Annotated in this window: 28 protein-coding genes; 9 read left to right on the forward strand and 19 right to left on the reverse strand. The window is 67.2% G+C overall.

The genetic code is table 11. The features are described 5' to 3' along the window. Positions 1 to 1617: DHA2 family efflux MFS transporter permease subunit (locus tag QH276_RS28440; RefSeq protein WP_280406954.1), on the reverse strand; the 1617-nt coding region annotated here is incomplete at its 3' end. Positions 1618 to 1688: 71 nt separating this feature from the next. Continuing rightward, positions 1689 to 2168, reverse strand: coding sequence for a MarR family winged helix-turn-helix transcriptional regulator (locus QH276_RS28445; protein ID WP_280399025.1), 480 nt, complete (start codon positions 2166 to 2168; stop codon positions 1689 to 1691). 104 nt (positions 2169 to 2272) lie between these two features. On the opposite strand from QH276_RS28445, the gene QH276_RS28450 reads away from it, so the two are divergent. The 3 genes from QH276_RS28450 (at position 2273) to QH276_RS28460 (ending at position 5418) form a co-directional block, all read left to right on the forward strand. Then, positions 2273 to 3556 carry an MFS transporter gene (locus tag QH276_RS28450; RefSeq protein ID WP_280399026.1) on the forward strand — a complete coding sequence of 428 codons (1284 nt, stop codon included), beginning with the start codon at positions 2273 to 2275 and terminating at the stop codon, positions 3554 to 3556. A gap of 226 nt (positions 3557 to 3782) precedes the next feature. After that, entirely contained in the window at positions 3783 to 4661 is an 879-nt protein-coding gene (locus QH276_RS28455; protein WP_280399027.1) for an IclR family transcriptional regulator, read from the forward strand. Next, positions 4633 to 5418 (forward strand): IclR family transcriptional regulator, encoded by a 786-nt coding sequence (locus QH276_RS28460; protein WP_280399028.1) that lies wholly within the window; start codon positions 4633 to 4635, stop codon positions 5416 to 5418. The genes QH276_RS28455 and QH276_RS28460 overlap by 29 nt, the downstream gene beginning before the upstream one ends. A gap of 24 nt (positions 5419 to 5442) precedes the next feature. Here QH276_RS28460 and QH276_RS28465 read toward each other — a convergent pair whose 3' ends face one another. From QH276_RS28465 to QH276_RS28520, 12 genes are all read right to left on the reverse strand, one after another. Then, on the reverse strand, positions 5443 to 6183 hold the full coding sequence (locus QH276_RS28465; protein ID WP_280399029.1) for an SDR family oxidoreductase: 741 nt from the start codon (positions 6181 to 6183) through the stop codon (positions 5443 to 5445). Positions 6184 to 6210: 27 nt separating this feature from the next. Continuing rightward, positions 6211 to 7932, reverse strand: coding sequence for an IlvD/Edd family dehydratase (locus QH276_RS28470; protein WP_280399030.1), 1722 nt, complete (start codon positions 7930 to 7932; stop codon positions 6211 to 6213). Beyond that, positions 7922 to 8821 carry a 3-keto-5-aminohexanoate cleavage protein gene (locus QH276_RS28475; RefSeq protein WP_280399031.1) on the reverse strand — a complete coding sequence of 300 codons (900 nt, stop codon included), beginning with the start codon at positions 8819 to 8821 and terminating at the stop codon, positions 7922 to 7924. Before QH276_RS28475 ends, QH276_RS28470 begins: the two co-directional genes overlap by 11 nt. Next, on the reverse strand, positions 8818 to 9444 hold the full coding sequence (dhaL, locus tag QH276_RS28480; protein WP_280399032.1) for a dihydroxyacetone kinase subunit DhaL: 627 nt from the start codon (positions 9442 to 9444) through the stop codon (positions 8818 to 8820). Before dhaL ends, QH276_RS28475 begins: the two co-directional genes overlap by 4 nt. A 31-nt stretch (positions 9445 to 9475) precedes the next feature. Continuing rightward, a complete protein-coding gene (locus QH276_RS28485) occupies positions 9476 to 10474 on the reverse strand; it encodes a dihydroxyacetone kinase subunit DhaK (protein WP_280399033.1) in 999 nt (332 codons plus the stop codon). Next, positions 10471 to 10905 carry a hypothetical protein gene (locus tag QH276_RS28490; RefSeq protein ID WP_280399034.1) on the reverse strand — a complete coding sequence of 145 codons (435 nt, stop codon included), beginning with the start codon at positions 10903 to 10905 and terminating at the stop codon, positions 10471 to 10473. Before QH276_RS28490 ends, QH276_RS28485 begins: the two co-directional genes overlap by 4 nt. Further along, entirely contained in the window at positions 10905 to 11333 is a 429-nt protein-coding gene (locus tag QH276_RS28495; protein WP_280399035.1) for a hypothetical protein, read from the reverse strand. The genes QH276_RS28490 and QH276_RS28495 overlap by 1 nt, the downstream gene beginning before the upstream one ends. After that, positions 11330 to 12220, reverse strand: a complete 891-nt coding sequence (locus QH276_RS28500; RefSeq protein ID WP_280399036.1) for a 3-keto-5-aminohexanoate cleavage protein — start codon at positions 12218 to 12220, stop codon at positions 11330 to 11332. Before QH276_RS28500 ends, QH276_RS28495 begins: the two co-directional genes overlap by 4 nt. Beyond that, the gene (locus QH276_RS28505) at positions 12213 to 12974 is read right to left on the reverse strand and encodes an SDR family NAD(P)-dependent oxidoreductase (RefSeq protein ID WP_280399037.1); all 762 of its coding nucleotides are present in this window, start codon (positions 12972 to 12974) and stop codon (positions 12213 to 12215) included. The genes QH276_RS28500 and QH276_RS28505 overlap by 8 nt, the downstream gene beginning before the upstream one ends. After that, positions 12971 to 13519 carry a VOC family protein gene (locus tag QH276_RS28510; protein WP_280399038.1) on the reverse strand — a complete coding sequence of 183 codons (549 nt, stop codon included), beginning with the start codon at positions 13517 to 13519 and terminating at the stop codon, positions 12971 to 12973. Before QH276_RS28510 ends, QH276_RS28505 begins: the two co-directional genes overlap by 4 nt. A 131-nt stretch (positions 13520 to 13650) precedes the next feature. Beyond that, positions 13651 to 15048 (reverse strand): MFS transporter, encoded by a 1398-nt coding sequence (locus tag QH276_RS28515; RefSeq protein ID WP_280399039.1) that lies wholly within the window; start codon positions 15046 to 15048, stop codon positions 13651 to 13653. A gap of 71 nt (positions 15049 to 15119) precedes the next feature. Continuing rightward, entirely contained in the window at positions 15120 to 16028 is a 909-nt protein-coding gene (locus QH276_RS28520) for an MBL fold metallo-hydrolase (RefSeq protein ID WP_280399040.1), read from the reverse strand. Positions 16029 to 16261: 233 nt separating this feature from the next. Between QH276_RS28520 and QH276_RS28525 the strand changes: the two genes are divergently transcribed. From QH276_RS28525 to QH276_RS28535, 3 genes are read left to right on the forward strand one after another with little or no spacing between them, the layout of a single operon-like run. Further along, positions 16262 to 17155 (forward strand): acetaldehyde dehydrogenase (acetylating), encoded by an 894-nt coding sequence (locus QH276_RS28525; protein WP_280399041.1) that lies wholly within the window; start codon positions 16262 to 16264, stop codon positions 17153 to 17155. Beyond that, positions 17152 to 18216, forward strand: coding sequence for a 4-hydroxy-2-oxovalerate aldolase (dmpG, locus tag QH276_RS28530; protein WP_280399042.1), 1065 nt, complete (start codon positions 17152 to 17154; stop codon positions 18214 to 18216). The genes QH276_RS28525 and dmpG overlap by 4 nt, the downstream gene beginning before the upstream one ends. Before the next feature lie 55 nt (positions 18217 to 18271). Continuing rightward, the gene (locus QH276_RS28535) at positions 18272 to 18589 is read left to right on the forward strand and encodes a hypothetical protein (RefSeq protein WP_280399043.1); all 318 of its coding nucleotides are present in this window, start codon (positions 18272 to 18274) and stop codon (positions 18587 to 18589) included. 101 nt (positions 18590 to 18690) lie between these two features. On the opposite strand, the gene QH276_RS28540 is transcribed toward QH276_RS28535, so the two are convergent. Together QH276_RS28540 and QH276_RS28545 are read right to left on the reverse strand one after the other, a co-directional pair. After that, a complete protein-coding gene (locus QH276_RS28540) occupies positions 18691 to 19185 on the reverse strand; it encodes an HIT family protein (RefSeq protein ID WP_280399044.1) in 495 nt (164 codons plus the stop codon). A 55-nt stretch (positions 19186 to 19240) separates the two neighbouring features. Then, positions 19241 to 20068, reverse strand: a complete 828-nt coding sequence (locus QH276_RS28545) for an SDR family NAD(P)-dependent oxidoreductase (protein WP_280399045.1) — start codon at positions 20066 to 20068, stop codon at positions 19241 to 19243. Positions 20069 to 20129: 61 nt separating this feature from the next. On the opposite strand from QH276_RS28545, the gene QH276_RS28550 reads away from it, so the two are divergent. Continuing rightward, a complete protein-coding gene (locus tag QH276_RS28550; RefSeq protein WP_280399046.1) occupies positions 20130 to 20714 on the forward strand; it encodes a TetR/AcrR family transcriptional regulator in 585 nt (194 codons plus the stop codon). Positions 20715 to 20737: 23 nt separating this feature from the next. On the opposite strand, the gene QH276_RS28555 is transcribed toward QH276_RS28550, so the two are convergent. After that, entirely contained in the window at positions 20738 to 21313 is a 576-nt protein-coding gene (locus QH276_RS28555) for a hypothetical protein (protein WP_280399047.1), read from the reverse strand. An 82-nt stretch (positions 21314 to 21395) separates the two neighbouring features. Between QH276_RS28555 and QH276_RS28560 the strand changes: the two genes are divergently transcribed. Next, positions 21396 to 22361, forward strand: coding sequence for an Rpn family recombination-promoting nuclease/putative transposase (locus tag QH276_RS28560; protein ID WP_280399048.1), 966 nt, complete (start codon positions 21396 to 21398; stop codon positions 22359 to 22361). Between the two features lie 192 nt (positions 22362 to 22553). On the opposite strand, the gene QH276_RS28565 is transcribed toward QH276_RS28560, so the two are convergent. Continuing rightward, a complete protein-coding gene (locus QH276_RS28565; protein ID WP_280399049.1) occupies positions 22554 to 22712 on the reverse strand; it encodes a hypothetical protein in 159 nt (52 codons plus the stop codon). Further along, positions 22673 to 22966: a hypothetical protein gene (locus tag QH276_RS28570; RefSeq protein ID WP_280399050.1), complete on the reverse strand. Its 294-nt coding sequence runs from the start codon at positions 22964 to 22966 to the stop codon at positions 22673 to 22675. Before QH276_RS28570 ends, QH276_RS28565 begins: the two co-directional genes overlap by 40 nt. A gap of 371 nt (positions 22967 to 23337) precedes the next feature. Here QH276_RS28570 and QH276_RS28575 point away from each other — a divergent pair. After that, on the forward strand, positions 23338 to 23786 hold a 449-nt coding region (locus tag QH276_RS28575; RefSeq protein WP_280406955.1), incomplete at its 3' end, for a Scr1 family TA system antitoxin-like transcriptional regulator.

The following is a 23786-nucleotide window of genomic DNA, read 5'->3' on the forward strand; positions in this document are numbered from 1 at the left end:
TCTCCGCGCTGACTGTGGCGGTTGCCGTGCTGCGCCCGGCCCCGCCCGCGCCGCTGCGGGAAGCCGAACTCGCGGGGGCGGGCCGCCCCGGCGGGGGGCCGGGGCGCCCGCCCGGGCCGGCCCCCCCCCGGGGGGGGCCCCCCCCCGGGGCGGGCCCGGCCCGGCGGCCCCCCCCGCCCCCCCCCCCGGGCGGCCCGCCCCCGCGAGTTCGGCTTCCCGCAGCGGCGCGGGCGGGGCCGGGCGCAGCACGGCAACCGCCACAGTCAGCGCGGAGACCAGTAGTCCCGCGGCGACGGCGAAGGCCAGCCGGTAGCCGGCGGTCAGCGCATCCGCGTCGCCGGCGCCCGCACCGAGCAGGGTGCCGGTCCGTGCCGCAGCCAGGGTGGACAGCACCGCGACCCCGAACGCCATACCGATCTGCTGGGTGGTGTTGAACAGCCCGGAGGCCAGCCCCGCATCCTCGTCCTCGGCACCCGACATCGCCAGCGCCGTCAGCGCGGGCATGATCAGCCCGAACCCGGCCACCAGCACCATCACCGGAAGCAGATCGGTGACATAGGCCGCCTGCACCGGCAACCGGGTGAGCCAGAGCATTCCCGCCGCGACGATCGTCAGGCCGGCGATCAGCACGCCGCGCTCGCCGAAACGGGCATTGAGCCGCGGGGAGACGAACAACGACACTCCCCCGATCGCGACCGCCGCGGGCAGCATCGCCAACCCGGTTTCGAGTGCCCCGTAACCGAGGACGCGCTGCATATAGAGAGCCACGAGCACCTGGAAGGCGAACATCGCGGAGAGCGCCAGCATTTGCGTGAGGTTGGCCCCGGTGACATTGCGCGACCGGAAGATCCGCAACGGCATGAGCGGTTCCCGGGCGGTCGCCTGCCGTGCCACGAACGCCGCCAGCAGAGTCAGCGAGACGATACCGAACCCGAGCGTGCGTCCCGCGGTCCAGCCGTACTTCTCGACCTCGACAATTGTGTATATCCCCAGCATCAGGCCCGCGGTGACCAGCACGGCACCCGGCAGATCGGCGGACGCGCGCCGGCCGGCACCCCGGTCCGCGGGCAGCGCCCGGACCGCCGCGGCGATCGTCACCACGCCGATCGGCACGTTGATGAGGAAGATCCAGTGCCAGCCGAGCCCGTCGGTGAGCACCCCGCCCAGCACCTGGCCGAGCGCGGCACCGGCCGCCCCGGTGAAGCTGAAAACCCCGATGGCGACCGTCCGCTCCCGGCGCTCGGTGAACAGCGTGATCAGGATGCCGAGTGCGACGGCCGAGGCGAAGGCACTACCCACGCCCTGCAGGAAGCGCGCCACGATCAGTTGACCGGAAGTGGTTGCGGCCCCGGCGAAAAGCGACGCGGCGGCGAATATCGCGTTGCCCGCCAGGAATACGGTCCGGCGGCCCACGAGATCGCCGAGCCGGCCACCCAGCAACAGCAGCCCGCCGAAGGCGATGAGATAGGCGTTGACGATCCAGCTCGACCCGGCCGGCGTGAAACCGAGTTCTCGTTCGATCTCCGGCAGCGCGACGGTGACGATGCTGCCGTCGAGGATCGTCATCAGCGTCGCGGCCGACAGTACGGCCAACGCGAGACGTTTGGGGTAGGTCATGGCACTCTCCTGCTCGAACCAACAGAAGAGACTGTAATAGATAGTTCCGTTACAGACAATCTATAAATTGACTACTGGCGGGCGCGCCTGGCCACCGCCGGGGTCTCCGCCACTTCGGCGAGATGCCCCTCGACGAGCAGTCGCAGCGCACGCAGTAGTGATTCACGCTCGGCATCGGGCAGGGATTCGAGCGCGGCGCGATGCACACCGTCGACGATCCGCTGACTCCGCGCGGCAACCTCGCGCCCCTCCTCGGTGACGGCGATGATCCGCGCGCGCCGGTCGGTGGACGAGGGCCGCCGCTGCGCCCACCCGGCCTTCTCCAGCGCATCGACCGTGACCACCATCGTGGTCTTGTCCATATCGCCGATTTCGGCGAGCTGTGCCTGGGTCCGCTCTTCCTCCAGCGCATGGACCAGCACACAGTGCATCCGGGCGGTCAGGCCGATCTCTGCCAGCGCCGCCGCCATCTGGGTGCGCAGCACATGGCTGGTGCGGTCGAGCAGGAACGACAGGTCGGGTTCGGTGCGTCCGGTAGCCATCGCGGTCATGCCACCATGATAGTTCCGTTGCAAACTATCTTTTCCGGGCGTTTTTTGACTGTATTGCGCGCTCGATTCGGCACCTCGTTCCGGGGATCTGCCAGGATGACCGCATGCGAACCACAGCCCGGCCCGGCACGATCTCCGCCGGGGCGCTGGTTCTCCTGGCCGCCCTCTACTTCGCCCAGGGCTTGCCGTACGGATTCTTCACCCAGGCCCTGCCGGTCGTACTCCGCGAATCCGGTTTCTCGTTGATCGAGATCAGCGCCACCGGCGTCCTGTTCGCACCGTGGGCGTTGAAATTCCTGTGGGCGCCCTACGTCGACCACTACGGCACCCGCCGGCAGTGGCTGCTCTCGCTCCAGCTCACCAGCGCCGCCGTCGCGCTCGGACTCGCCTGCCTGGACCTTTCGTCGTCGCTGCGCTGGCTGCTGCTCGGCATCGCCCTGGTGAACGCAGTATCCGCGACCCAGGATGTCGCCACGGACGGGCTCGCCGTCCAACTGCTGGGTCCGCGCGAACGCGGCCTGGGCAACGGTATCCAGGTCGGCGCCTACCGGATCGGCATGATCGTCGGCGGCGGGGCGCTGCTCTGGTTGTTCGCGCTCGCGGGCTGGCGGAGCCTGTTCGCCGCGATGGCGATCCTGCTGCTGCTGACCACTGTCCCGGTCTGGTGGTTACCGCGCACCGCCGGCCGCGACGACGCTACGCCGCGGCCACGCCCGGTGGCGTTGACGACCGGTTGGTGGAAACGGTTGCGACGCCCGGGGATGCTCAGTTTCATCCTGCTCATCGGCGGTTTCAAGTTCGGGGATTCGATGGGATCGGCCATGGTCGGGCCGTTCATGTCCGATGCCGGTCTCACCCTCGGCCAGATCGCGCTCGTAAAAGGCGCCCTGTCCTCGGCGGGTGCGCTGGCGGGCGCCGGCCTGGGCGGCTGGCTGTGCTTCCGCTACGGCCGCCGCCGCGCCCTGCTGATCGGCGGCGTCACCCAGACCGCGAGCCTGGCTCTGTACCTGCTCGCCGCCTTCGGCACCGGCGGCTTCGGGTTGATCGTCACCGCGAGCCTGGCCGAACACGTTCTGGGCGGTGCCGCCACCGTCGCGGTGTTCACTCTCATGATGGACGCCTCCGACCCCGACCACGCGGGTAGCGACTACACGCTGCTGGCGTGCGCGGTGGTGACAGTCCAGGGTCTCGCCGGGTTCGCGGCAGGCACAGTCGGTGAACTCCTCGGTTACCCGGCGTTGTTCGGATCGAGTCTGGTGTTGTCCGGAATCGGTTGTGCCGCCTTGATCCTCGCGATCGACCGGGGCAAGGGGCCGAATGGTATCCATGCGGTATGGGACGGTCCGCGGTCGGCTCAGCGCCGCTCGTCGCCGGAGGCCGCGGCGTAGACGGAGGGTTGAGCGGCCAGATGAGAGCCGCCCGACCATAGGTACTCGACGAGGCCTGGCGGCGGCCACGATCGCCGAAGGCCTGATCGCTCGACCACGTAGGCCGGTATTTCCTCACGCAATGTGCCGATCACCGGCACAACGCTCTCGCCCGTGCTGTACCCCGAGCGAGATACTCGGCCGGCGCGGTCGCACGACGAAGCGCGGCCGGGAAGGGATGGGTACTGTGGCGCCACTGCAAACAGTCCAGAAGATCGGCCCGATCCTGGATCTCTTCACCACGGCACGCCCGGAATGGCGCCCAGCCGAGGTGGCGGCAGCCATCGGCGCTCCGCGCTCGAGCGTGCACGCCTTGTTGTCGGCGCTGGCCGATACGGGGCTGCTCCAATGCCGGGCCCGCGGGCGATACCGCCTCGGCTGGCGGATCGTGGAGCTGAACCGGACACTGGGTGCGAGCGTGGATATCCGGTCGTGCGCGATGCCGGTTATGCAGGACCTCGCGCACAGGTACGGCGAGACTACCCATCTGGCGGTACTGGAGCGTTCCCGGGTTCTCTACGTGGACAAGGTGATCGGCCGGAATATGGTGACGGTCTCGGGGGCCCGGGTCGGCACTGCCCTCGAACCGCATTGCAGTGCGGTCGGCAAGGTGCTGCTCGCGCACTGTACGGCGGAGCTGCAGCGTACCGTCGCCGGTAGACCGCTGCGCCGGCTGACCGCGTCGACCATCACCGATCCGGCTGCCCTGATCACCGAACTCCGATCCGTCCGGCGCGCCGGGTTCGCCTTCGACTCCGGCGAGGCGGTTCCCGATGTGCACTGTGCGGCGGCGCCGATCCGCGACGAGATGGGTGCCGTGATCGCGGCGGTGAGCATCACCGCTCCGGCCGGGCGTTTCGGACCGGCGCGAACGGAGTTCAAGAACGCCGTCATCGCAGCAGGGAACCAGATCGCGGGTACTGTCGCCCGGTCTGCCGAGTCAGGGCAGTACGAGCACCGCGATCCGCGATTGCCCCGGCCGTACGGCTCCGGAAGAGCTTCGACAGCACTGTGCGAGATTCGCCAGAATGATGCGTATGAGTCCCGTTCATCGGTCCGAGGGTGAGATCTCCGCGATCGGCCGTACCACCGAAATCCTGAAGACGTTCCGCGACAGTCCGGGCGTTCTCAGTGCCGCGGCACTGGTCCGGCGCACCGGGATGGCGAAGACGACGGTGCACCGGATGCTCGACGATCTCGTACGCGTCGGCCTGCTCGAACGGGACGGCAAGAACTACCGGCTCGGCCTGCTGCTGTTCGAGATCGGCGAATCGGTTCCCCGCCAGCGCAGCCTGCGCGAGGCCGCCCGGCGGCACCTCTCGGCCTTGAAGGAGGCGACGAGACATAACGTCGGACTGTGCGTGCTGGACGGGTTCGATGTCGTCTACCTCGATGTTTTCCGTGACGACGACGGACCCCGGCTGCCACAGCAGATCGGCGGCCGGTGGCCCGCCCACGCGAGCTGTTCGGGAAAAGCGATTCTGGCGTACTCCGACGGCGCGCTGACGCAACGGCCCGAGACGCTGAAGCGCTACACCGACAACACCATTACCGATTTCGGCGCGCTGGAGCGCGAACTCGAACACGTCCGCCGGCGCGGTGCCGCCTTCGACCGGCAGGAGGCGATCCGCGGCATCGTGGGTGTCGCCGCACCGATCTTCGGACCCGGCGACATCGTCCTCGGGGCGGTCTCCTCCTCGGGGCTGGCCGGCCGGATCAACCTCACCCGGATCGACGCGGCGGTGCGCACGACCGCCGTGGCGATCTCCCGCGACCTGTCCCGGGCGCAGTCCGTCGTCCGTCCCGTACTGCAGCGTCACTGACGGTGCAGCGGGCCGTGCGCCGCCTCAGCCCCGGCCGGCGAACGGCATCCGGCTGGCCATGATCGTCAAGAACGGCACGGTGACGTCGAGGGGGAGTTCGGCCAGCCGGACAACCGCGTCGGCCACATGGGCGGGGTCGAAGGTCGGTTCGGCGCGGCGGCTGCCGTCGGGCTGCAACGCCGATACCTCGAGCCCCTCGGTCATGGCGGTGGCCGCGTTTCCGATATCGATCTGGGTGCAGCAGATGTCGTGCTCCCGGCCGTCCAGCGCGATCGACTTGGTCAGACCCGTTACCCCGTGCTTGGTGGCCGTATATGCGACGCTGGCGGGCCGCGGTGTGTGCGCCGACAGCGAGCCGTTGTTGATGATCCGGCCACCTCGGGGCGATTGTGTTTTCATCATCCGCATCGCTTCCCGGGCGCACAGGAACGTTCCGGTGAGGTTGGCCGCGACGGTCCGCTCCCAGTCCGCCACGGCGATCTCGTCGATGCTGCCGGCCGGGCCGAAGGTGCCGGCGTTGTTGACCAGCACATCGATCCGCCCGAAATCGCGAGCTACCTGTGCGAACAGTTCTCGCACCGATTCGGCCGACGAGACATCGGCCGGGACCACGACGCCGCGTTCGTGGCCATCCGCCGTCTCCTCCAGTGGTGCGCGACCACGCCCGGCGAGCACGACATGATGCCCGGCCGCGAGCAGTGCGCGAGCCATGGCACGACCCAATCCGGAGCCGGCTCCGGTGACCACTGTGACGCGTTCGTTCACTCCCTACTCCTTTTCGTAGGCCGGCGTTCAATGGTTGTCGCCGAGCACGGTGGTACCGCGTTTGCCGACGAGAAAATCGAAGTCGACTCCGCGATCGGCTTGGAGAACGTGGTCGACGAAGAGCCGGCGGTAACCGCCCGCGGGTGCCTCGGCGGCCGGGGGCAGCGCCGCCCGGCGACGGTCCAGTTCGCCGGGGTCGACGTGCAGCCGCAAGGCCGAGCCCGGGATGTCGAGTTCGATGCGATCCCCGTCGCGAACCAGCGCCAGCGGTCCCCCGGCAGCCGCCTCGGGGGCGATGTGCAGGACGACGGTTCCGTAGGCGGTGCCGCTCATCCGGGCGTCGGAGATCCGCACCATATCGGTGACGCCGCGGGCGAGCAGACGACGCGGCAGGGGGAGGTTCCCCACCTCCGGCATACCGGGGGCACCGATCGGCCCGGCCCCGGTGAGCACGAGAACATCATCGGGCTCGATCTCGAGATCCGGGGAATCGATCCGGGCCTGGAAATCGTCCATCCCGTGGAACACCACGGCACGGCCCGTATGCCGCAACAGGTGCCGCGATGCCGCCGATGTCTTGACCACTGCCCCGTTCGGCGCGAGATTTCCGGTGAGCACGGTTGTCCCGGCGTCCTCCTGGAGCGGGTTGTCGCGCCGGCGGATGACATCGTCGTTCCAGATGGGAGCGGAGGCCACATTCTCGCCGAGTGTCCGGCCGGTCACTGTGCGCACATCGGTGTGCAGCAGGTCGCCGAGTTCGGCGAGAACGGCGGGGAGTCCCCCGGCGTAGTAGAAGTCCTCCATCAGATACCTGCCCGAGGGCATGAGGTTGACCAAGAGCGGAATGTTGCGCGAGTGCTCGGCGAAATCCGCCAGCACCAACGGCAGTTCGAGGCGACCCGCGAGTGCCAGCAGGTGCACCACCGCATTGGTGGACCCGCCGATCGCGGCATTGACACGGATCGCGTTCTCCAGCGATTCGCGGGTGACCACGGTAGACATCCGGAGATCTTCGGAGACCATCTCGACGATCCGCACACCGCTGTCACGAGCGTGGGCTCGCCGGCGCGAGTCGACCGCGGGAATAGCGGCATTGCCGGGCAGGGCCAGCCCGAGGGCTTCCGCGAGCGAGGCCATCGTCGACGCGGTGCCCATGGTGTTGCAATGACCGGGTGACCGTGACGTGGCCGATTCCGCGGCACGGAAGGCACATTCGCTCATCGTTCCGGCGCGCACCGCCTCGCTCATCGCGAAGACCGATGTGCCCGAACCGATGGTGCGACCCTCGTGCCTGCCGCTCAGCATCGGTCCTCCCGACACCACTATCGTCGGAAGGTCGCAGCTCGCGGCACCCATCAGCAGCGCCGGCGTGGTCTTGTCGCAGCCACAGAGCAGGACGACTCCGTCGATCGGATTGGCTCGGAGGGACTCCTCGACGTCCATGCTCACCAGGTTGCGGTAGAGCATCGTGGTCGGCCGGATGATCGTCTCACCGAGCGAGGTCACCGGAAACTCCACGGGAAAGCCGCCCGCCTCGATGACGCCGAGGCGCACCTGCTCGGCCAGATCCCGGAAGTGCGCGTTGCACGGGGTCAGTTCCGACCAGGTGTTGCAGATCCCGATCACCGGGCGGCCGTCGAACATCCGGTCCGGAATTCCCTGGTTCTTCATCCAGGACCGGTGAATGAAGGCATTGAGATCGTTTCCGGCGAACCACTCCTGGGACCGCAACGGGCGCTCAGCGTTCATCGGAGGCTCCTTCGAGTCCGAGGATCTGCCGGGTCTCGTCCGGGCTCGCGGGCGTCAGTCCGAGCCGTTCGACGATACCGACGATGTGCTCGACCAACCGCACGTTCTCGGCCGGTTCCCCGGGGACCAGGCACGGATTGTCCTCGATGCCGACACGCACATGTCCACCCAGCAGAAGTGCGTGGGTGAGGCCACGCATCTGCTCGCTTCCGCTGATACTCACCGAGAACACCACGTCCGGGGGCAGGACATCGACCATCTGCTGCAAGATCACGGGGGTGTACGGGAGGGCGTTCTGGAAGGTGCGGTCGAGGCCGAGGACCATGTTCACCAGGTGCGGGCCGGGTTCACCGGCCGTGAGGGTCGTGATCTCCTGCAGTAGGTGAGCGGGACCGAATGCCTCCCATTCCGGTTTGATACCGCGTGCCCGCATCGCGGCGGCGAGTTCGGCGGCCCGGCTCGGGGGCGTGTCCATCAATATTTCGCCGTACGGTGACGAGACGTAGGCAGTGATCGCGTCGAGGGTGCAGGTATCCGCGCCGCCGCCCAGCCCGTCGAGTCGCGCGGACCAGTCCACGACCCGGGTTCCGTCCGCGCGGACCCGCACCATGTCCCCGTTGACGCCTCCACCGGTGGAGTTGTTGACCACGATGTCGCAGCGTGCCCGGACGAGTTCGTTGATGCGCCGGTAGATCGCCGCGTCGCAGGTCGCCTCATCGTCGGGGCGGCGCGCGTGCAGTGCCGCCATCGATGCTCCGGCCGAGTGGCACCGCGCGACGTCCGCGGCGATCTCCTCCGGCTGGGTGGGAACGTACGGGTGGTCGGCCCTCGTGAGGAAGCCGCCGGTGGGGGCCACCGTGACGATCACCTTGTCCTGCAATGTGGTCACGCGGTCACCTCCGCCGGTACCGCGGCCGTGAAGAACATCGCGATCGCACGGGCCCCCGGGTCCACGACCCCGCGGGCATGGTCGCCGACGTAGCTGGCGCGGCCGCGGCGCGCGAGCAGCGCGCGGGTCGCTTCGGCACCGACGACAGCGGCATCGCGGGCGGCGGCCAACGCCGTGGTGATGTCGTCCGTGACCGCGGCCGCACGCAGCGCATCGGCCGCCGGCACCATCGCGTCGACCATTGTCTTGTGTCCCACCTCCGCCTTTCCGAGCCGTTGCACGGCCCGGGTCGCGGTCTCGACCGCAGCGGCGAATTCCCCGGCACCGACCTCGTCGCCGCGGATATCGGCGATCCGGCCGAACCACAATCCCAGGAGAGGACCGCTGGTGCCGCCGGTGCCGAGAAAGGCATCCGACAGCCGGGTGAACACGTCACCGGGCCGAGCCGGGGGGTGGTCGGCGATCCCGGTCAGCGTGGCGCGCACCGCCGAACGCAGGTTGAGGCCGAAATCGCCGTCGCCTATCAGGCGATCCAGATCGGTGAGTGCGTCGACCTGTCGTTCGACCTCGGCGGCGAACCGCGTGATCCAGCGACGCGTCTCGTCGAGTTGCAGCGTGGTCATCAATCCTCCGAAATTCTCTGCACGACAGCGGTCACCACCGAAGTGCCGGTGTACTGACCGGGTCGTTCCACAGGTCGATGAACTCGTCCGTGGCGCGCACGAGGGTGATCGACAACCCGTGCATGTCGAACGATGTGACGAACGAGCCGGCGAGCAGGCGGGCACACCCGATACCCCGCTCGCCGAGGGCCCGGACGAGTTCTCTTGTGGTGATGGCAAGTTCCAGTCCGTGGGTGGCACCGAGTCCGTTGACGATCGCGATCACATCGTCGCCGGGAGCCACCCGGCCGCTGCCGGCCAGGTGGTCGACGATTTCATCGACGAGGACACCGACGGGGCCCGCCGGGCGGGTACCGCGACCACGCTCACCGTGTATGCCGACCCCGAATTCGATCTCGCCGGCGGCCAGATCGAACGACGGCCGGGCATGCCCAGGCGCGGTGCCCGCGCGCAGCGCGATCCCGAGCGTGGCCGATGCTGCCACCACCCGGCGCCCCAGATCCGCGATATCGGCCAGCACCCAGCCGCGTTCGGCGGCGGCGCCGCAGATCTTCTCCACCGCGAGCACCGCCGCGGTACCTCGCCGGCCCGGCCCGTCGTCTGTATCGCCGTCGGTGGCGAGATCGTCGTCGACCACTACGATCTCGGTGGCGGCGGACTCGGTGAGCAGCTCCGCCGCGATCGAGAAGTTCAGCAGGTCACCGGTGTAGTTCTTCACGATCAGCAGTGCGCCGTGACCGCTGTCGACGGCCTCGACCGCGGCACGCACCTGCAGCGCGGTGGGGCTGGAGAAGACCGCCCCGGGTACCGCCGCGTCGAGCATGCCGTTACCGACGAACTGGGCATGCAGCGGCTCGTGTCCGGCGCCGCCGCCCGATATCAGCGCCACCTTGGGCCGAGGTCGACCCGCACGCACGATGTAGGCCGGGTCGCGGTGGCAGATGATCGTCTCCGGGTACAGCAACTGCAGGCCCTCGAGCGCTTCCCGGGTGACGTCCTCGGGCGTGTTGACGAAATGCCGGCCGCTCATGCGTGTTCCCCGGGCGGGTCGTGCGGTATCGGCGCAAGCCGTCGCGCGAATGCGCGGACTGCGGCGTGGACGGTTTCGCCGACCCGCAGTCCGGCCGCTCGGGCCGGACCGTTGACATAGGAGAGGATGCCGTGTTGCCACATGTCCATCCCGTTGCTGATCTCGGCGGATTCGTGGCCGACGGCCGCCCCCGGGACTCCGGCCTGCCCCATCGCGACGACACCGGCGATGCCGGCGTCGTCCTTGCCGATACCGGCATCGTTGAACACCGCGAGCGCGGGCGCGATCTCGATCGCGAGCCGGCCCGATTCCTGCCCGCCGTTCGATGCCGCGACCAGGATTCGGCCGGTATCACCCGTCTCCACCTGGGACATACTGTCCATGACGACGATCTGCCTGCCGTTCTCCGCGCCGATGATGCTGCGGAACACTACGTTCGCCTCCTTTCGAGCAGCACGAGGATCTGCTCGCGCAGCGGCGCACCGACCCGGACACCGTCCCGGCGCGCAATATCGTTGGCGTAACTGACGACGCCGTTTTCCCATACGTCGGTGCCGTCACCGATCCGCGCGCTGTCGTGTGACACCGCGATCCCGGCGATGTCCTGCCCGGCCACCGCGGCGAGACCGGCGATGCCGGCTCGGTTCTTTCCGATACCCGCGTCGTTGCACACCACCATCGCGACTGCGAACGAGGCGGCGTACTCGCCCGCGCTGGTACCGCCGTGTGATCCGGTGACCAGGATGTCGCCGCGCTGGCGCGGTCCGGCGAATGCGATCGAATCCGTGACCCAGACCCGTCCCCCGGGCGCCCGATACACGATTTCCGGCTCGGTTCCCGCCACTTCGACGGCCCTCATGCGCGTACTCCCAGCAGTCTCCGGGCCTGGTCCGGGGTCGCGGGCTCTCGGCCGTGACGACGCGCCAGCTCGGCCACGCGGCCCACCAGTTCGGGAGTGGACGGGTAACCGAGCTCGCCGTAGTGGTGGTCACCGGCACCGATCGCGACATGACCACCGCGGCGGATGGCTTCTTCCGCGGCTTCGAGCACGTTGCCGCGGTATGCGGAGACGATCCACTCGATCGGAAGATCCTCGGGCAGCAAATCCAGTTGCGCCCGTATACCCGCCGCGGTGGCCGGATGTGCCGCGGGGAACTCGGCGCCGCCGAGGATGAACGCTACGGCCAGGGGTGCCGGCAGCGGCCGCGACCTGGCATGCGCGATGATCGCACGCGTCCAGCTGACGTTGAACGATGCCAGGTAGGGCGTCATCCCGAGTTCGTCTGCCCGGTCGAGGAGTTCGGCCTGGATGCGGGTGTTGTTGAGGAAAACCCGGTCGTCGGTGACGAAACCGCCCGACCCGGGGTCGATCAGATCCATCGCGGCGAGGCCCATCTCGATGATCAGGAAATCCGCCCGCGTCTCGGCACGGTGCTGATTCGGCGCGAGGTTGGACAGCCGCTCGGCCACCGACCATCCCGGGACGTTGGCGGGTGCGGGTGCGAGCAGCAGGTCGCTCTCGGCCCGGACCTTCTCGATGATCTCACCGTAGGTTCGCGCCGAATGGTCCATCCCGCCGTCCGGTGTCCGGCCGTGGAAATGCATGAGCGACGCTCCGGCCGCGCGGCTCGCGGCCGCTGTCACGGCGATCTCGTCGGGCGTCCACGGAATGTGCGGATTCGGTTCGCGCATGGTGCCCTCGTTGACGTGCACGCCGATGACGAGCGGTTTCGACGAGTTACTCACTGTGGCCCCCCTTCGGTAGCCGCCAGCCGGCGCCGATCGACTGGCCACCGTCGACCGTCCAGGTCTGACCCGTGACGAATCCGGCTCTCGGCCCGGCCAGAAAGGTGATGACTTCGGCGATCTCTGCCGGTTCGGCATAGCGGCGCAGCGGAATGGCTTTCAGAATTTCTTCTTTCGCGCCCCGGCCCTGCGCGCTGCGGGCGAGCGGAGTCAGCGTCGACCCCGGCGCGACGCAATTGACCCGGATTCCCTCCTCGGCCAGTTCGAAGGCGAGCTGGCCGGTCAGCGCTACCACACCGCCCTTCGATGCCGAGTACGCCGCGCGATCCTGGCTGCCCCGCAGTCCGGAAACCGAGGAGACGGTCACCACCGAACCACCGCCGTCGGCGGCGAGCAGGTCGAGGAAGGCACGCACCACGGTGAAGGTGGCGACCAGGTTGACCTCGAGCGTGTGCCGGAAGGTCTCCGGCGTGGTCTCCCGGACCGGGGCGTTCCGGGCGATGCCGGCGCTGGTCACGACGGCGTCGACCCGCCCGAACCGCTCGGCCGTGGCCGCGACGAGCCGCGCGATATCACCCTCATCGGTGATATCGGCCTGCACATCGAGCACCGCGTCCCGGGCGTCCCGCGGTCGGGACCCGAGCGGGATACGGTCGGCCACGACCACTTGCCATCCGAGATCGGTGAACCGGTCGCAGGTAGCGCGCCCGATCCCGGATGCGCCGCCGGTGACGACGGCCACCCGCGCGGTCACGAGCCGAGCACCGTTCGCATATCGCGTACCGGATCACGGCCGTCCCAGCCGGCCGCGGCGGCCGCGACCGCACGAAAAAGCTCGCCTTTGCGGCCACTGATCTCGGAAAGTTCCAGGACCGTTCCCGGGAAGGGGCCCTCCTCGAAGTAGACGAACCGTTCGTCGGGGGCACCGCTGCCGGACACACCGCTCTGCAGTTCGGTTGCCCCGCGTCCGCGCGCGGCCGCGCGGAGGCGGTCGAAGTCCGTGGTCCAGTAGGCAACGTGCTGCAGCCCCGCGAGGCCGCGGTCGGTGAATTCCTTGAAAGCGGATGGTTCGTCGTTGCGCTGCTGGATCAGTTCGATCTGGGTGTCCCCACTCTGCGCGAGGGCGACACTGAATCGCGGCGCCGCCGGCCGGCCGCGAAACCGGAACCCGTGCAGCGGTTGATCGTCGATGTAGAAGAACGGTCCCACGCCCGCCGCATCGATCCAGTGCCGCATCGCACCGCCGATATCTGCCACTACATAGCCCAGCTGTCGCAACGGGCCGAAATACCTGCTCATGCTCACCTCGAAGGTCGAACACCGCCGAACGCACGCGGTGTGTAAGTGGTGTCGATGATGTCGGCCGGCCAGGCCGAGAAGAACGCACCGGTACCGATCAACGGGACATTCCGCCGACCGGTTCGCCGGCGTCAGGGATGCCCGGCCGCGGCGATCACGGCGGCATCGCCCCCAGCGGTGCGAACACTTCGCGTCGCGAATTTCAGGGCGAGGACGATTACCGCGGCGAGCGCCAGAACAATCGCGTAGACACAGATCGCCGGTGTGAAACTGCCCGTCGTATCTTTGATCCAACCGGTGATCTGGGGGCCGAAATAGCCGCCGAGATTGCCCATTCCGTTGATCACTCCGAATCCGGCGGCCAGGGCCACCCCGGTGAGGAAACTCGACGGCATGGTCATGAAAATTCCCATCGAGCTGTAGAGACCGATACCGGCCACGCAGAAGCCGATGATCGCGACGACCGGCGTCGCGAAGAACACCGCGGCGAGAGCGAAGCCGAACGCCGCCACACCGGCCGCGATCGCGAAATGCACCGGCCGTTCGCCGCGGCGATCACTGTGGCGGGTCCACCAGAGCATCGGGCCGATCGCCAGGAGCGCCGGCAGCGCGGCCACCCAGCCGATCTGGGTGTTGGTCATGCCGAACTGCTGGTAGATCTGCGGCATCCAGATCTGGAAACCGTTCAGGCTGAAGGTGAAACAGATGAACACCGCAACCAGCACCAGCACCCGCGGATGCACGAGGCCCTGCCAGAAGTTGTGCGAGCCGGCCGCCGACTCGGTCTCGGCCGCCTCCTCGTCCAGCTTTTTCGTGAGCCAGCCACGCTCTTCGTCGGTGAGGAACTCCGCCTCGGCAGGCGTGTCACGCAGCACCCGGAAGCACACGAAGGCCATGATCACCGCCGGAATTCCGGTGAGGATGAAAACCCATCGCCAGCCCGACAACCCGAGGAATCCGTCCATTTCCAGCAGGTGCGTGGTGATCGGCGTACCCAGCCCGGACAGACAGATGAACGTGACGATCCACGACATCGAACGCCCGCGATCCTGGTTCGGGAACCAGCGCGACACGAAGTAGAGCATGCCGGGCGAAAAGCCCGCCTCCGCGATGCCGAGCAGGAACCGGCACACGACCAGCGTCGTCGACCCCTGCACAAAACCCGTCGCGATGGTGACGATGCCCCAGGTGATCATGATCCGGGTGATCCACCGCCGCGCCCCCACCTTGGTGAGGATGTAATTGCTGGGCGGCTCGCAGATCGTGTAGCTCCAGAAATAGATGCCGGCCGCGAAACCGAACATCGATGCGGAGATGCCGAGTTCCTTGTTCATCGTCAGGCCGGCGACGCCGATATTCAGCCGGTCCAGGTACAAGACGATGTAGGCCAATCCGACGATCGGCATGAACCGCAACATCACCTTACGGATCGTCCGGGCACCCACCGGGTCCCGGGCTTCCTCCGGAATAATCTCCTGGCGCATGTTCCACCTCATCACTTCCAGCGCATCCACTGTGATGCGCGCCACGGAAACGATGCGCGCCGCGCTCCCGGTTTCCCAATCGTAAAGTCCCGATCATCGGAATATGGTCCGGCCTATCAGATGAGCAGGGCCGGTGCCGACGGCCGGCCGGTGGCATCCAGCGATACGACCACCGGCTCGTCGATCGGAAAATGCGCGGGCATCAACAGCAGGCCTTCCCGGGCACAGCGCTCGAGGAGGTCGTCCCGGGTCCGCCGGGCCGCCGGCGGATCCGCGTCGCCGCCCTGGACGAGATGTGCGCAGCAGAACTGGATCGGGTGGTGCACCACATCCCCGCAGATGACGGCACTGCGGCCGGGAGAACGAACCTCGACGATCTGGTGCCCGGCGGTGTGACCGGGTCCCGATCTGAGCACGACGCTCGTGTCGCCGGCCTCGGCGAGGATGTGCCCGTCACCGACGGTGGTCCACGCAGCCTGCTCCAGAACCGGACGGACGCTGTCGTGATATGCGCGCACCAGGTCGGATTCGGCGGGGCCCGGTGAGGGGCCGGCCGCCAGCGCCTGTAATGCGGCCAACTCGATCGCACCGAAGAGGTAGGTGGCGCGTTCGAAGGTCGGCACCCACACCCCGTCGACGAGCCGCGTGTTCCAGCCGCAGTGGTCCGGGTGCAGATGGGTGCTCACCACCAGATCCACATCGGCGGGCGAATGCCCGGTCGCGGCGAACCGGGTCTCCCAGTCGGTATCGAACATATGGTGCGGAAGCAGATTCGGCCGCTGCTTGTGGTTGCCGTTACCGGTGTCGACCACGAGCGTCGTCTCGCCGATATCGATCACATAGCTGTGGATCGCCAGAATCAACTCCCCGGTCTCGGGATCCACGAACTGCGGCGGTAAGGCCGCCGCGGTGCTCTCGGCGCGCTCGTCGGCAGCCGGGAACAGATCCCGGACCGCGAACGGCCAGCGCGCAAGCTCGGTGATCTGCTGGATACGCGCCGCTCCGATGTCGGCAGTGAAGGTCACTGCTCCACTCTCCTCTCGGTCCCGGACCCGGTCGGGTCCCGTGCATTCTGAGGACAGGGCCCTGGTATCGCGATCGATATGTACCGATGATCGGCCCGGATGACCATCGTCACCACAGTCCGCGCCGGGTCCGCATCCGGCGAAATCGATCGAGGACCGCTATTGCGCCGGCACTGTCCGGCTATTCCGATCATCGCTGCGATCGCCGGCTCTCCGGTGGTTCGCTATCGGGTGTGACAGGCACTCCCAAGATCCGCAAAACCGCCGCCATCGTAGGCTCCGGGAACATCGGCACCGATCTGATGTACAAACTGCAGCGATCCGACCACATCGAAACCCGGTTCATGGTGGGAATCGATCCGGCGAGCGAGGGACTGGCGCGCGCACACCGAGCGGGACTCGAAACCTCGGCCGGTGGTATCGATTGGCTACTGTCGCGGCCCGAGCTTCCCGATATCGTTTTCGAAGCCACCTCGGCGCAGGTCCACGCCGCCGCGGCACCCCGCTACGCGGAGGCCGGCATCACCGCCATCGACCTGACCCCCGCGTCGATAGGCCCCTACGTCGTTCCGGCGGTGAATCTCGAGGAGCACCAGTCGGCGCCGAATGTGAACATGATCAGTTGCGCCGGCCAGGCGACCATCCCGATCCTGTATGCGATCAACGAGGTCGCCGACGCCTCCTACGGGGAGATCGTCGCCGCCATCGCCGCACGCAGCGCCGGCCCCGGTACCCGCCAGAACCTCAGCGAGTTCAGCGAGAAGACCGGCAGAGCACTGGTCCGGGTCGCCGGTGCCGACAGCGCGAAGGCGATCTCGGTGATCAACCCGGCCGAACCGCCGATGAACATGCGCGACACGGTATATGCCAGAGTCCGCCACCCGGACGCCGACACCATCGAACGCGCAGTCGTGGACATGGTCGCGAAGGTCCAGCAGTACGTCCCGGGATACTCGCTGCGACTGGTCGATGTCGACGGTGATCTGGTGACAGTGATGCTCGAGGTGGCCGGCGCCGGCGATTTCCTCCCGGCCTACGCCGGAAATCTGGACATCATCACCGCAGCCGCGGCGCAGGTCGCCGACGTCATGGCCCAGCAGAACCTCACCCCGGGAGCGGCACAGTGAACACCCGCGCGACCAAGCAGGTCACCATCGTCGACACCACGCTGCGGGACGGTATGTCGTCGGTTTCGCATCAGTTCACTCCCCGCGACGTCGCCGATATCGCCCGCGGGCTCGACCGCGCCGGTGTCGCCACCATCGAGGTCGCGCACGGTATCGGACTGGGCGCCTCGTCCATTCAGTACGGTTTCGCGGCGGCCACCGATACCGAATACATCCGAGCCGCAGTCGGCGCGGTCGACAATGCCGATATCGCAGCCTTGTACGTACCCGGAATCGCCACACTCGCAGAACTGCGGGCGGCAGTCGAGGCCGGTATCACCACGGTCCGGGTCGCGGTGCACTGCACCGAAGCCGACTGTGCGCAGCAACCGATCCACTGGGCGAAGGACCACGGTCTGACCGTGATGACCTTCCTGATGATGAGCCATAAACTCGACCCCGACCCGCTCGCCGAGCAGGCAGCGTTACTCGACTCCTACGGTGCGGATGTCGTCTACGTCGTGGACTCGGCAGGCGCGATGGTGCCACAGCACGCGGCGGATCGGGTCGCGGCCCTGCGCCGGGCGATCGCCGCGGATATCGGTTTCCACGCGCACAACAACCTCGGTGTCGGCATAGCCAATGCCCTCGCCGCCGCCGAGAACGGCGCCACATTCATCGACGGATCCCTGCGCGGCCTCGGCGCGAGCGCCGGCAACGCGCAGACCGAGGTGCTCGCCGCGGCGTTCGAGCGGGCCGGATGGGATACCGGCGTCGACCTGTTCCCCCTGATCGACACCGCCGAAAACGTGGTGGCACCGCTGATGCGGGAGCCCCAGATCATCGACGAAACCGCTCTGGTCCTGGGCTACGCGGGCGTCTACTCGACCTTCTTCCACCCGACCAAGCGAGCAGCGAAGAAGTTCGGTGTCCCCACCCGCGACATCCTGCTGGAGCTGGGCCGCCGCGGTGTGATCGGCGGCCAGGAGGACATGATTCTCGACGTTGCCTTCGAGCTCGCCGGCCGCAAACATCCGGTGTCGGACCCGACGCACAATGCCCGTCACGAACAGTTTCAGTAACAAGCGCGGCGCCTGCGCGATGAGTTCCACACAACATCGATTTCAGGAGGTTCCCATGTTGTCTGTGAAACGACTCGCCGCCGGCGCCGCTGTCGCGACCGCCACCGCGGCCACCGTGCTCGCCGGTGCCGGTACGGCCCAGGCCGACGTCCCGGTGTGGCAGGCCAACTGTCACGTCTACAACATTTTCAACACCGGCGGGATGGCCAATTGTGAGCTGCCGACCTGGCACCAGGTGAAGCTCACGTGTGTCGCGTGGCCCGTTCCGTTCACCTACTGGAAGTACGGGCCGATCCAGTACGGCCAGAATCAGTCCTGGGCGAGCTGCGATTCGCTGAACGCGCTGGTGCGGGTCGAGGTTATTCAGGCGTAGTTCCCGCCGGGCGACCCGTTCGACCCGGGCCGAGTGCCGGTAACGGCCTCGTGTGGCTCAGCGGTGCACCGCTGCGCCACTGCCTCGCAAACCCCCGGCCGCTAGACGTCGAAGCGGAAATCGGGTGCGTTCCGCAGTCGAGCAACCTCCCCGGCCAGGGCAGATCGCAATTCTTCATGACGTGAACCGAGCAGCGTCTCGGGATCGTTCCACCGTTCGGCCGGATAAGCCCACACCGGCACACCCACGATATCCGCGGGTTCCCACTCGTAGCGCGGCCAGAGGTGGGCATGCAGAAAATGGTGCGTGTTTCCCAGGATCTCCACATTCGTCCGCCGGTATTGCGGATCCCGTGCCGCACACACCGACTCGACCGCGGTCGCGATGAGATCGACATCCGCGAGAAACCGGACACGTTCGGCCCTGGGTAGGTCGGTGAGACGATCGACACCGGGCTTCTTGGTCAGAGCAAGCGCATAACCCGGTAGGAACTGCGTATCGCCCAGTACCGCGAAGGCGGCGCCGAGTTCGGCGAAGACCGTCGGGTTCCGTCCTTCGATCGCCGAACGTACGCGATCGTTCTTCCAGTCGCTCACAGCCTTGCCTTCCATCGGGGCCTTGGCCGCCGCATCGGACCGGGCCTCGGCGAAATCATCGCCCGGAGGATGCTCGGTCGGCTCGCCGTCGGCTCGGGTCCGATATCCGGTCCATCAGCACGACTGCGGCCCGCCTGCTCACCAGCCGCATCGCCACAGCCGCGAGCCGGTTGGTCCTCCCGTCGATAACACTCGGCCCCGGTGACCGGCGGCCGAGATGAGCCAGCGCCGTTGCCACCACCTCGGCCGCCGAGCGCATCCGCGCGCCCGCTGTCGCGTCCTCGGTGCCGACGACCGCATTGAACTCGGTATCCGTCGCGCCCGGCGACAACGCGAAAACCGTCACACCCGAGTCACGCAATTCCGACCACAACGCCTCGGTGAAATTCAGTACGAACGCCTTCGACGCGCCGTAGACCGCCATACGCGGGGTCGGCGCATAGGCCGCCATACTCGCGACATTGATCAGGAAGCCGTTGCCCGCCGCGATCAGATCCGGCAGGAATGCCGAGGTGAGTTGCACGGGGGCGGAGACATCGACCGCGATCTCCTGCGCGAGCCGGCCCGCATCCTCGTCGCGGAAGGAGCCGAACGTGCCGAATCCCGCGTTGTTGATCAGGCTCGTCACGCGCATCTTCCGCTCCGCGACGGCCGCGCGCAGGTCGAGCCCGGCCGTCGGTGACGCCAGATCGTAGGCGATGACCTCGGCCCGCACCCCGTGCGCGGACCGCAGCTCCCCGGCGAGTTCGTCCAGCCGGTCGCGGCGCCGGGCCACCAGCACCACCGCCGCCCCGCGCGCGGCCAGCGCCCGCGCGAATTCCTGCCCGATTCCGGAGCTGGCGCCGGTGATGAGCACGGTCTGATCGGAATACGACCTCGTCATAGCTGCCACTCTAGGACAAATTGGCACCATGTGCCAGGTAGGCACGAGGTATTGTCCTAACATGGCGAAGGAAACCGTGTGGGACCGCCAGCGTGCGGCCGTTCGGAGCGAAATCGTCGCTACCGCACTCGAGATGTTCTCGACCGACGGCTTCGACGAGACCCCGATCGACCGCATCGTGGAAACGGTCGGCGTGTCCCGGCGCACCTTCTTCCGCTACTTCGGCACCAAAGAGGACATCGTCCTCGGCGGCCTCATCGCCCGCGGCGAGGTGATCGCCGGCGAACTGGCGAACCGGCCCGCAGCCGAAAACCCTTGGGAAGCCCTGCTGGCCGCCCTGCACGCCGCCCACGCAACGTTGGCCACCGATAAAAACGCCGAGCTCGCCCTGGGCAAGATGCTCTACGCCACCCCGTCGCTGCGAGCGCGACTGATCGAGAAGCGCCTGCGCTGGCAGGAGATGTTCGTACCGTTGCTGGCCACCCGGATGGACGGCCCCACCGAGTCGGCAACGCTGCGCGCCACCGCGATCGTCGCGGCAGCACTCGCCTGCCTGGACACGGCCTCGCAAGCATGGATCGCCTCGGACGGCGCCGCCGATCTCGCCGATCTCTACGACGAAGCAGTGACGGCGGTGCGTGGCTAGCGGATCGCCGTCCCGGGGCCGGGCTACGGCTCGCCCAGCGGATCCGTCCAGCCGATCGCCCTCATCTTGTCGGCCGAGAAGACCACCATGATCTCGTCACCGAAGTAGCGCACCCCTTCCATCGAAGGCCACTTGGGCACCGCGGCAACGAACCACACCGCCGCCGAGTCGAAGTCCAGCCGCAAGCCCACCGGCACCTCGACCGTACGAGGCAGGCCGACCACGCGGCCCCGCTGATCGACGCCGGGGCCCGACTCCACGGTTCCCCACATCGCCACTGCCCGCTCGATCGGCCTGCCGAGGACCGGCTGCCACCTCGACGCCCCTACCGGTCCGACACGTTCAGGGCCATCTTCTCCGAGAATCAGGTGCCGCTCGATCGGATCATCGAATACCTCGACACCGTAGGGATGGAAGGTATTCGTCCACGTGATCACACGAGGTCCCTCATCGGTCGACAGTTGCACCCCCATCGGGGCGTGATGCCAATCGCCGTAGTCCCACCGGGCCGGCTCGGACCCATAGTTGTGCACATCCCAATAGTCGACTGCCTGCACCCGCAACCCTGCGAGCCCTTCGACCGTCGCTTCAAAAGCCATTCGTACCGATCGCGCTCCGCTGGACATCAGGTCATCATCCTTCGGAGTCCAGGAGTCGTAGCCCGTGTGTAGCTTTCGAGTCATGCCCGCCACACCGTCGAATCCACACGACGCGTACTTCCGGCACGTACTTGCCCGGCCGGCCGATGCCGCCTGCGAATTGCGTGCCGCACTTCCGGATTCCCTCACCGAGCGGATCGACTGGGCGCAGCTACACCTCCAGCCTGGGAGCTTCGTCTCCACCGAATTACGCTCGCGCTACAGCGATCTGCTGTACCGAACGCGCCTCGACGGCCATCCCGCCTACATCTACCTGCTCATCGAACACCAGAGCCGCAGTGACCGGTTCATGCCGCTACGCATCCTCGAGTATCTCGTCAACATTTGGAACCAGCACCGCAACCACTACCCGCGTGCCCGCACACTGCCCGCCGTGCTTCCTCTGGTCGTACACAGCAACAGCCGAGGCGACGCATGGAACGCGCCTACCGAAATGTCGGATCTATTCGATATCGACCCCGTCACTCACGACGCGTTGCAGCCCTATCTGCCCCGCTTCCGGTTCGTACTGGACGATATCGCCGCGATCGATCTAGCCGCATTGCGTAACCGCGACCTCACCCCGGCCACCCGCGTCATGCTCGCTCTGCACAAGATCGCACCGCACAATGCGGAGCTCGGCACGGATCTGCTGGAACTGCTCGATGACCTGCGCATACTCGCAAATGGACCGCAAGCGACAGCTGAACTACAGGCCGTGATGACTTATATACTCATAGTCGGCGAGACCGACGAACACGATCTCGACCCGCTGATCGAACAACTCGGTCCCCGAGCCAAGGAGGCAGCCGTGACTACCGCCGAGCGGCTTCGCGCCGAAGCCCGCGCTGAAGAGCGTGTCAGCACCCTGATCGAGCTGCTGACCGTCAAGTTCGGATCGGTACCCGAAGCCACCCTCCACACGATTCGCGCGGCCACCTCGGACCAGGTCCACACCTGGCTCCGCCGCCTGATCACCGCCACCAGTCTCGACCAGGTCTTCGCCTGAGACGATTCGCCGTTAACGAATGCCCGCCCTCGGCGGGCGCTACTCACTCCGCAACGCCCGCCGTGTACGCCCTTTGCCCGTAATCAGGTAGTTTTTCCCGCGCGTCAACGAACTATCCCCACGAAGGTCGGTCCGCGACGATGCGGCGCGCGAACGTACTCGAAAGCCAACTTCTTCGGCACCGGCGCGATCTCAGGATTTCCGCACGTTTTCGCGTTCCTCCGAGGCCTCGGCACCCGGCTCCGGCCACAGAATGCTCAGGACCAACACCGCGATCGGTAGGCCGACCGCCACTACGAACCCCAGCATGATCACGGCTGCGGCCTGGACTCCGAGGAAAACACCGACCACAGCGGATACTTCTGACTACTGGTGAGCAGATCCGCCATCTCGGTCACGACCCACCACGGGGAGCCGACCTCCAACGCGTCGAGATGCGGAATCACGACCACGTCGGCCATATGCTCGAGCGCGTGCTGGACGGCGATCAACGCGGCAAGTAGGGCAGGGGCATCGGTGTGCACGGTGTGGACAACCCGAAGCCCGTGCTGCCGCACCAGCGCTTCGAATACCCCGGGGTCATGACCACTGTGCAGCACAGCCACGGCCCTCTCGGCCCCTTGTTGCCCCGTCACTGCCGGGCCCCTTTAGTTCGAATGCACCGTCCACCGGCATGGCGTCTGGTATCGCCGCCTGAACCCGACGTGGCAGCCTCTCGCAAATCGAGGTCGACCACGGTTGGCGATGAGTTCGACATGGGGTCGCATGACCACTTCCTGAGCACCTCAGCGAACTTAGCGAGCGTTGACAAGGGCAATGACTTCGCGGACCCTTGCGAGATATCCTCATACTTCGGAACCCGTTGTACCAGCGTACTCATCGTGTACTCCCAAAGACTCTGTCGTTCGAATGCACCAATGCTGATCTCGCCGAACAACGGAATCCACGGCACACAAGATGAACGTATGATGCGTCTATGCGACGACAGAGGCTCATCGAGGCTCGCAAAGCCATGGGGAGAACTCAAGAAGAGGTAGCCGAGGCCGTCGGCGTGGACCGCACGACCTTGGGAAAGTGGGAACGCGATGAGTCGACCCCGCAACCAGGTCAACGACCCCGCTATGCCGAGGCGCTCGGAATCACACTCGATGAACTCGCCGCGATGCTGTCGAGCGTTCCGTCCATCGAGGCGGAGACACCCGATTGGGTCTCGACGTACCTGGGTATGGAACAGTCGGCCACCTCGATCAGGGCCCACGAGCCTCGGGGTGTCTACGGCCTGCTCCAAACACCCCGCTACACAGAAGCACTCATCTCCCGCGTAGGCATCACCGGAGTATCGGACACCTACATCCAGCGATCCATCGAGCAGCGGCTGTACCGGCAGAAACGCGTACTATCCGGCGACTTGGAAATCGACCTCGT

The organism is Nocardia carnea (assembly GCF_029869215.1).
Lineage (GTDB): Bacteria > Actinomycetota > Actinomycetes > Mycobacteriales > Mycobacteriaceae > Nocardia > Nocardia carnea_B.

Coding starts and splice junctions, on each gene's coding strand:
- QH276_RS28470 (WP_280399030.1), bottom strand. CDS start 7,932: ATGAACGCTGAGCGCCCGTTGCGGTCCCAGGAGTGGTTCGCCGGAAAC.
- QH276_RS28460 (WP_280399028.1), top strand. CDS start 4,633: ATGAGTCCCGTTCATCGGTCCGAGGGTGAGATCTCCGCGATCGGCCGT.
- QH276_RS28445 (WP_280399025.1), bottom strand. CDS start 2,168: ATGACCGCGATGGCTACCGGACGCACCGAACCCGACCTGTCGTTCCTG.
- QH276_RS28560 (WP_280399048.1), top strand. CDS start 21,396: ATGCCCGCCACACCGTCGAATCCACACGACGCGTACTTCCGGCACGTA.
- QH276_RS28550 (WP_280399046.1), top strand. CDS start 20,130: ATGGCGAAGGAAACCGTGTGGGACCGCCAGCGTGCGGCCGTTCGGAGC.
- QH276_RS28555 (WP_280399047.1), bottom strand. CDS start 21,313: ATGGCTTTTGAAGCGACGGTCGAAGGGCTCGCAGGGTTGCGGGTGCAG.
- QH276_RS28495 (WP_280399035.1), bottom strand. CDS start 11,333: ATGAGGGCCGTCGAAGTGGCGGGAACCGAGCCGGAAATCGTGTATCGG.
- QH276_RS28510 (WP_280399038.1), bottom strand. CDS start 13,519: ATGAGCAGGTATTTCGGCCCGTTGCGACAGCTGGGCTATGTAGTGGCA.
- QH276_RS28545 (WP_280399045.1), bottom strand. CDS start 20,068: ATGACGAGGTCGTATTCCGATCAGACCGTGCTCATCACCGGCGCCAGC.
- QH276_RS28450 (WP_280399026.1), top strand. CDS start 2,273: ATGCGAACCACAGCCCGGCCCGGCACGATCTCCGCCGGGGCGCTGGTT.
- dhaL (WP_280399032.1), bottom strand. CDS start 9,444: ATGACCACGCTGCAACTCGACGAGACGCGTCGCTGGATCACGCGGTTC.
- QH276_RS28535 (WP_280399043.1), top strand. CDS start 18,272: ATGTTGTCTGTGAAACGACTCGCCGCCGGCGCCGCTGTCGCGACCGCC.
- QH276_RS28485 (WP_280399033.1), bottom strand. CDS start 10,474: ATGAGCGGCCGGCATTTCGTCAACACGCCCGAGGACGTCACCCGGGAA.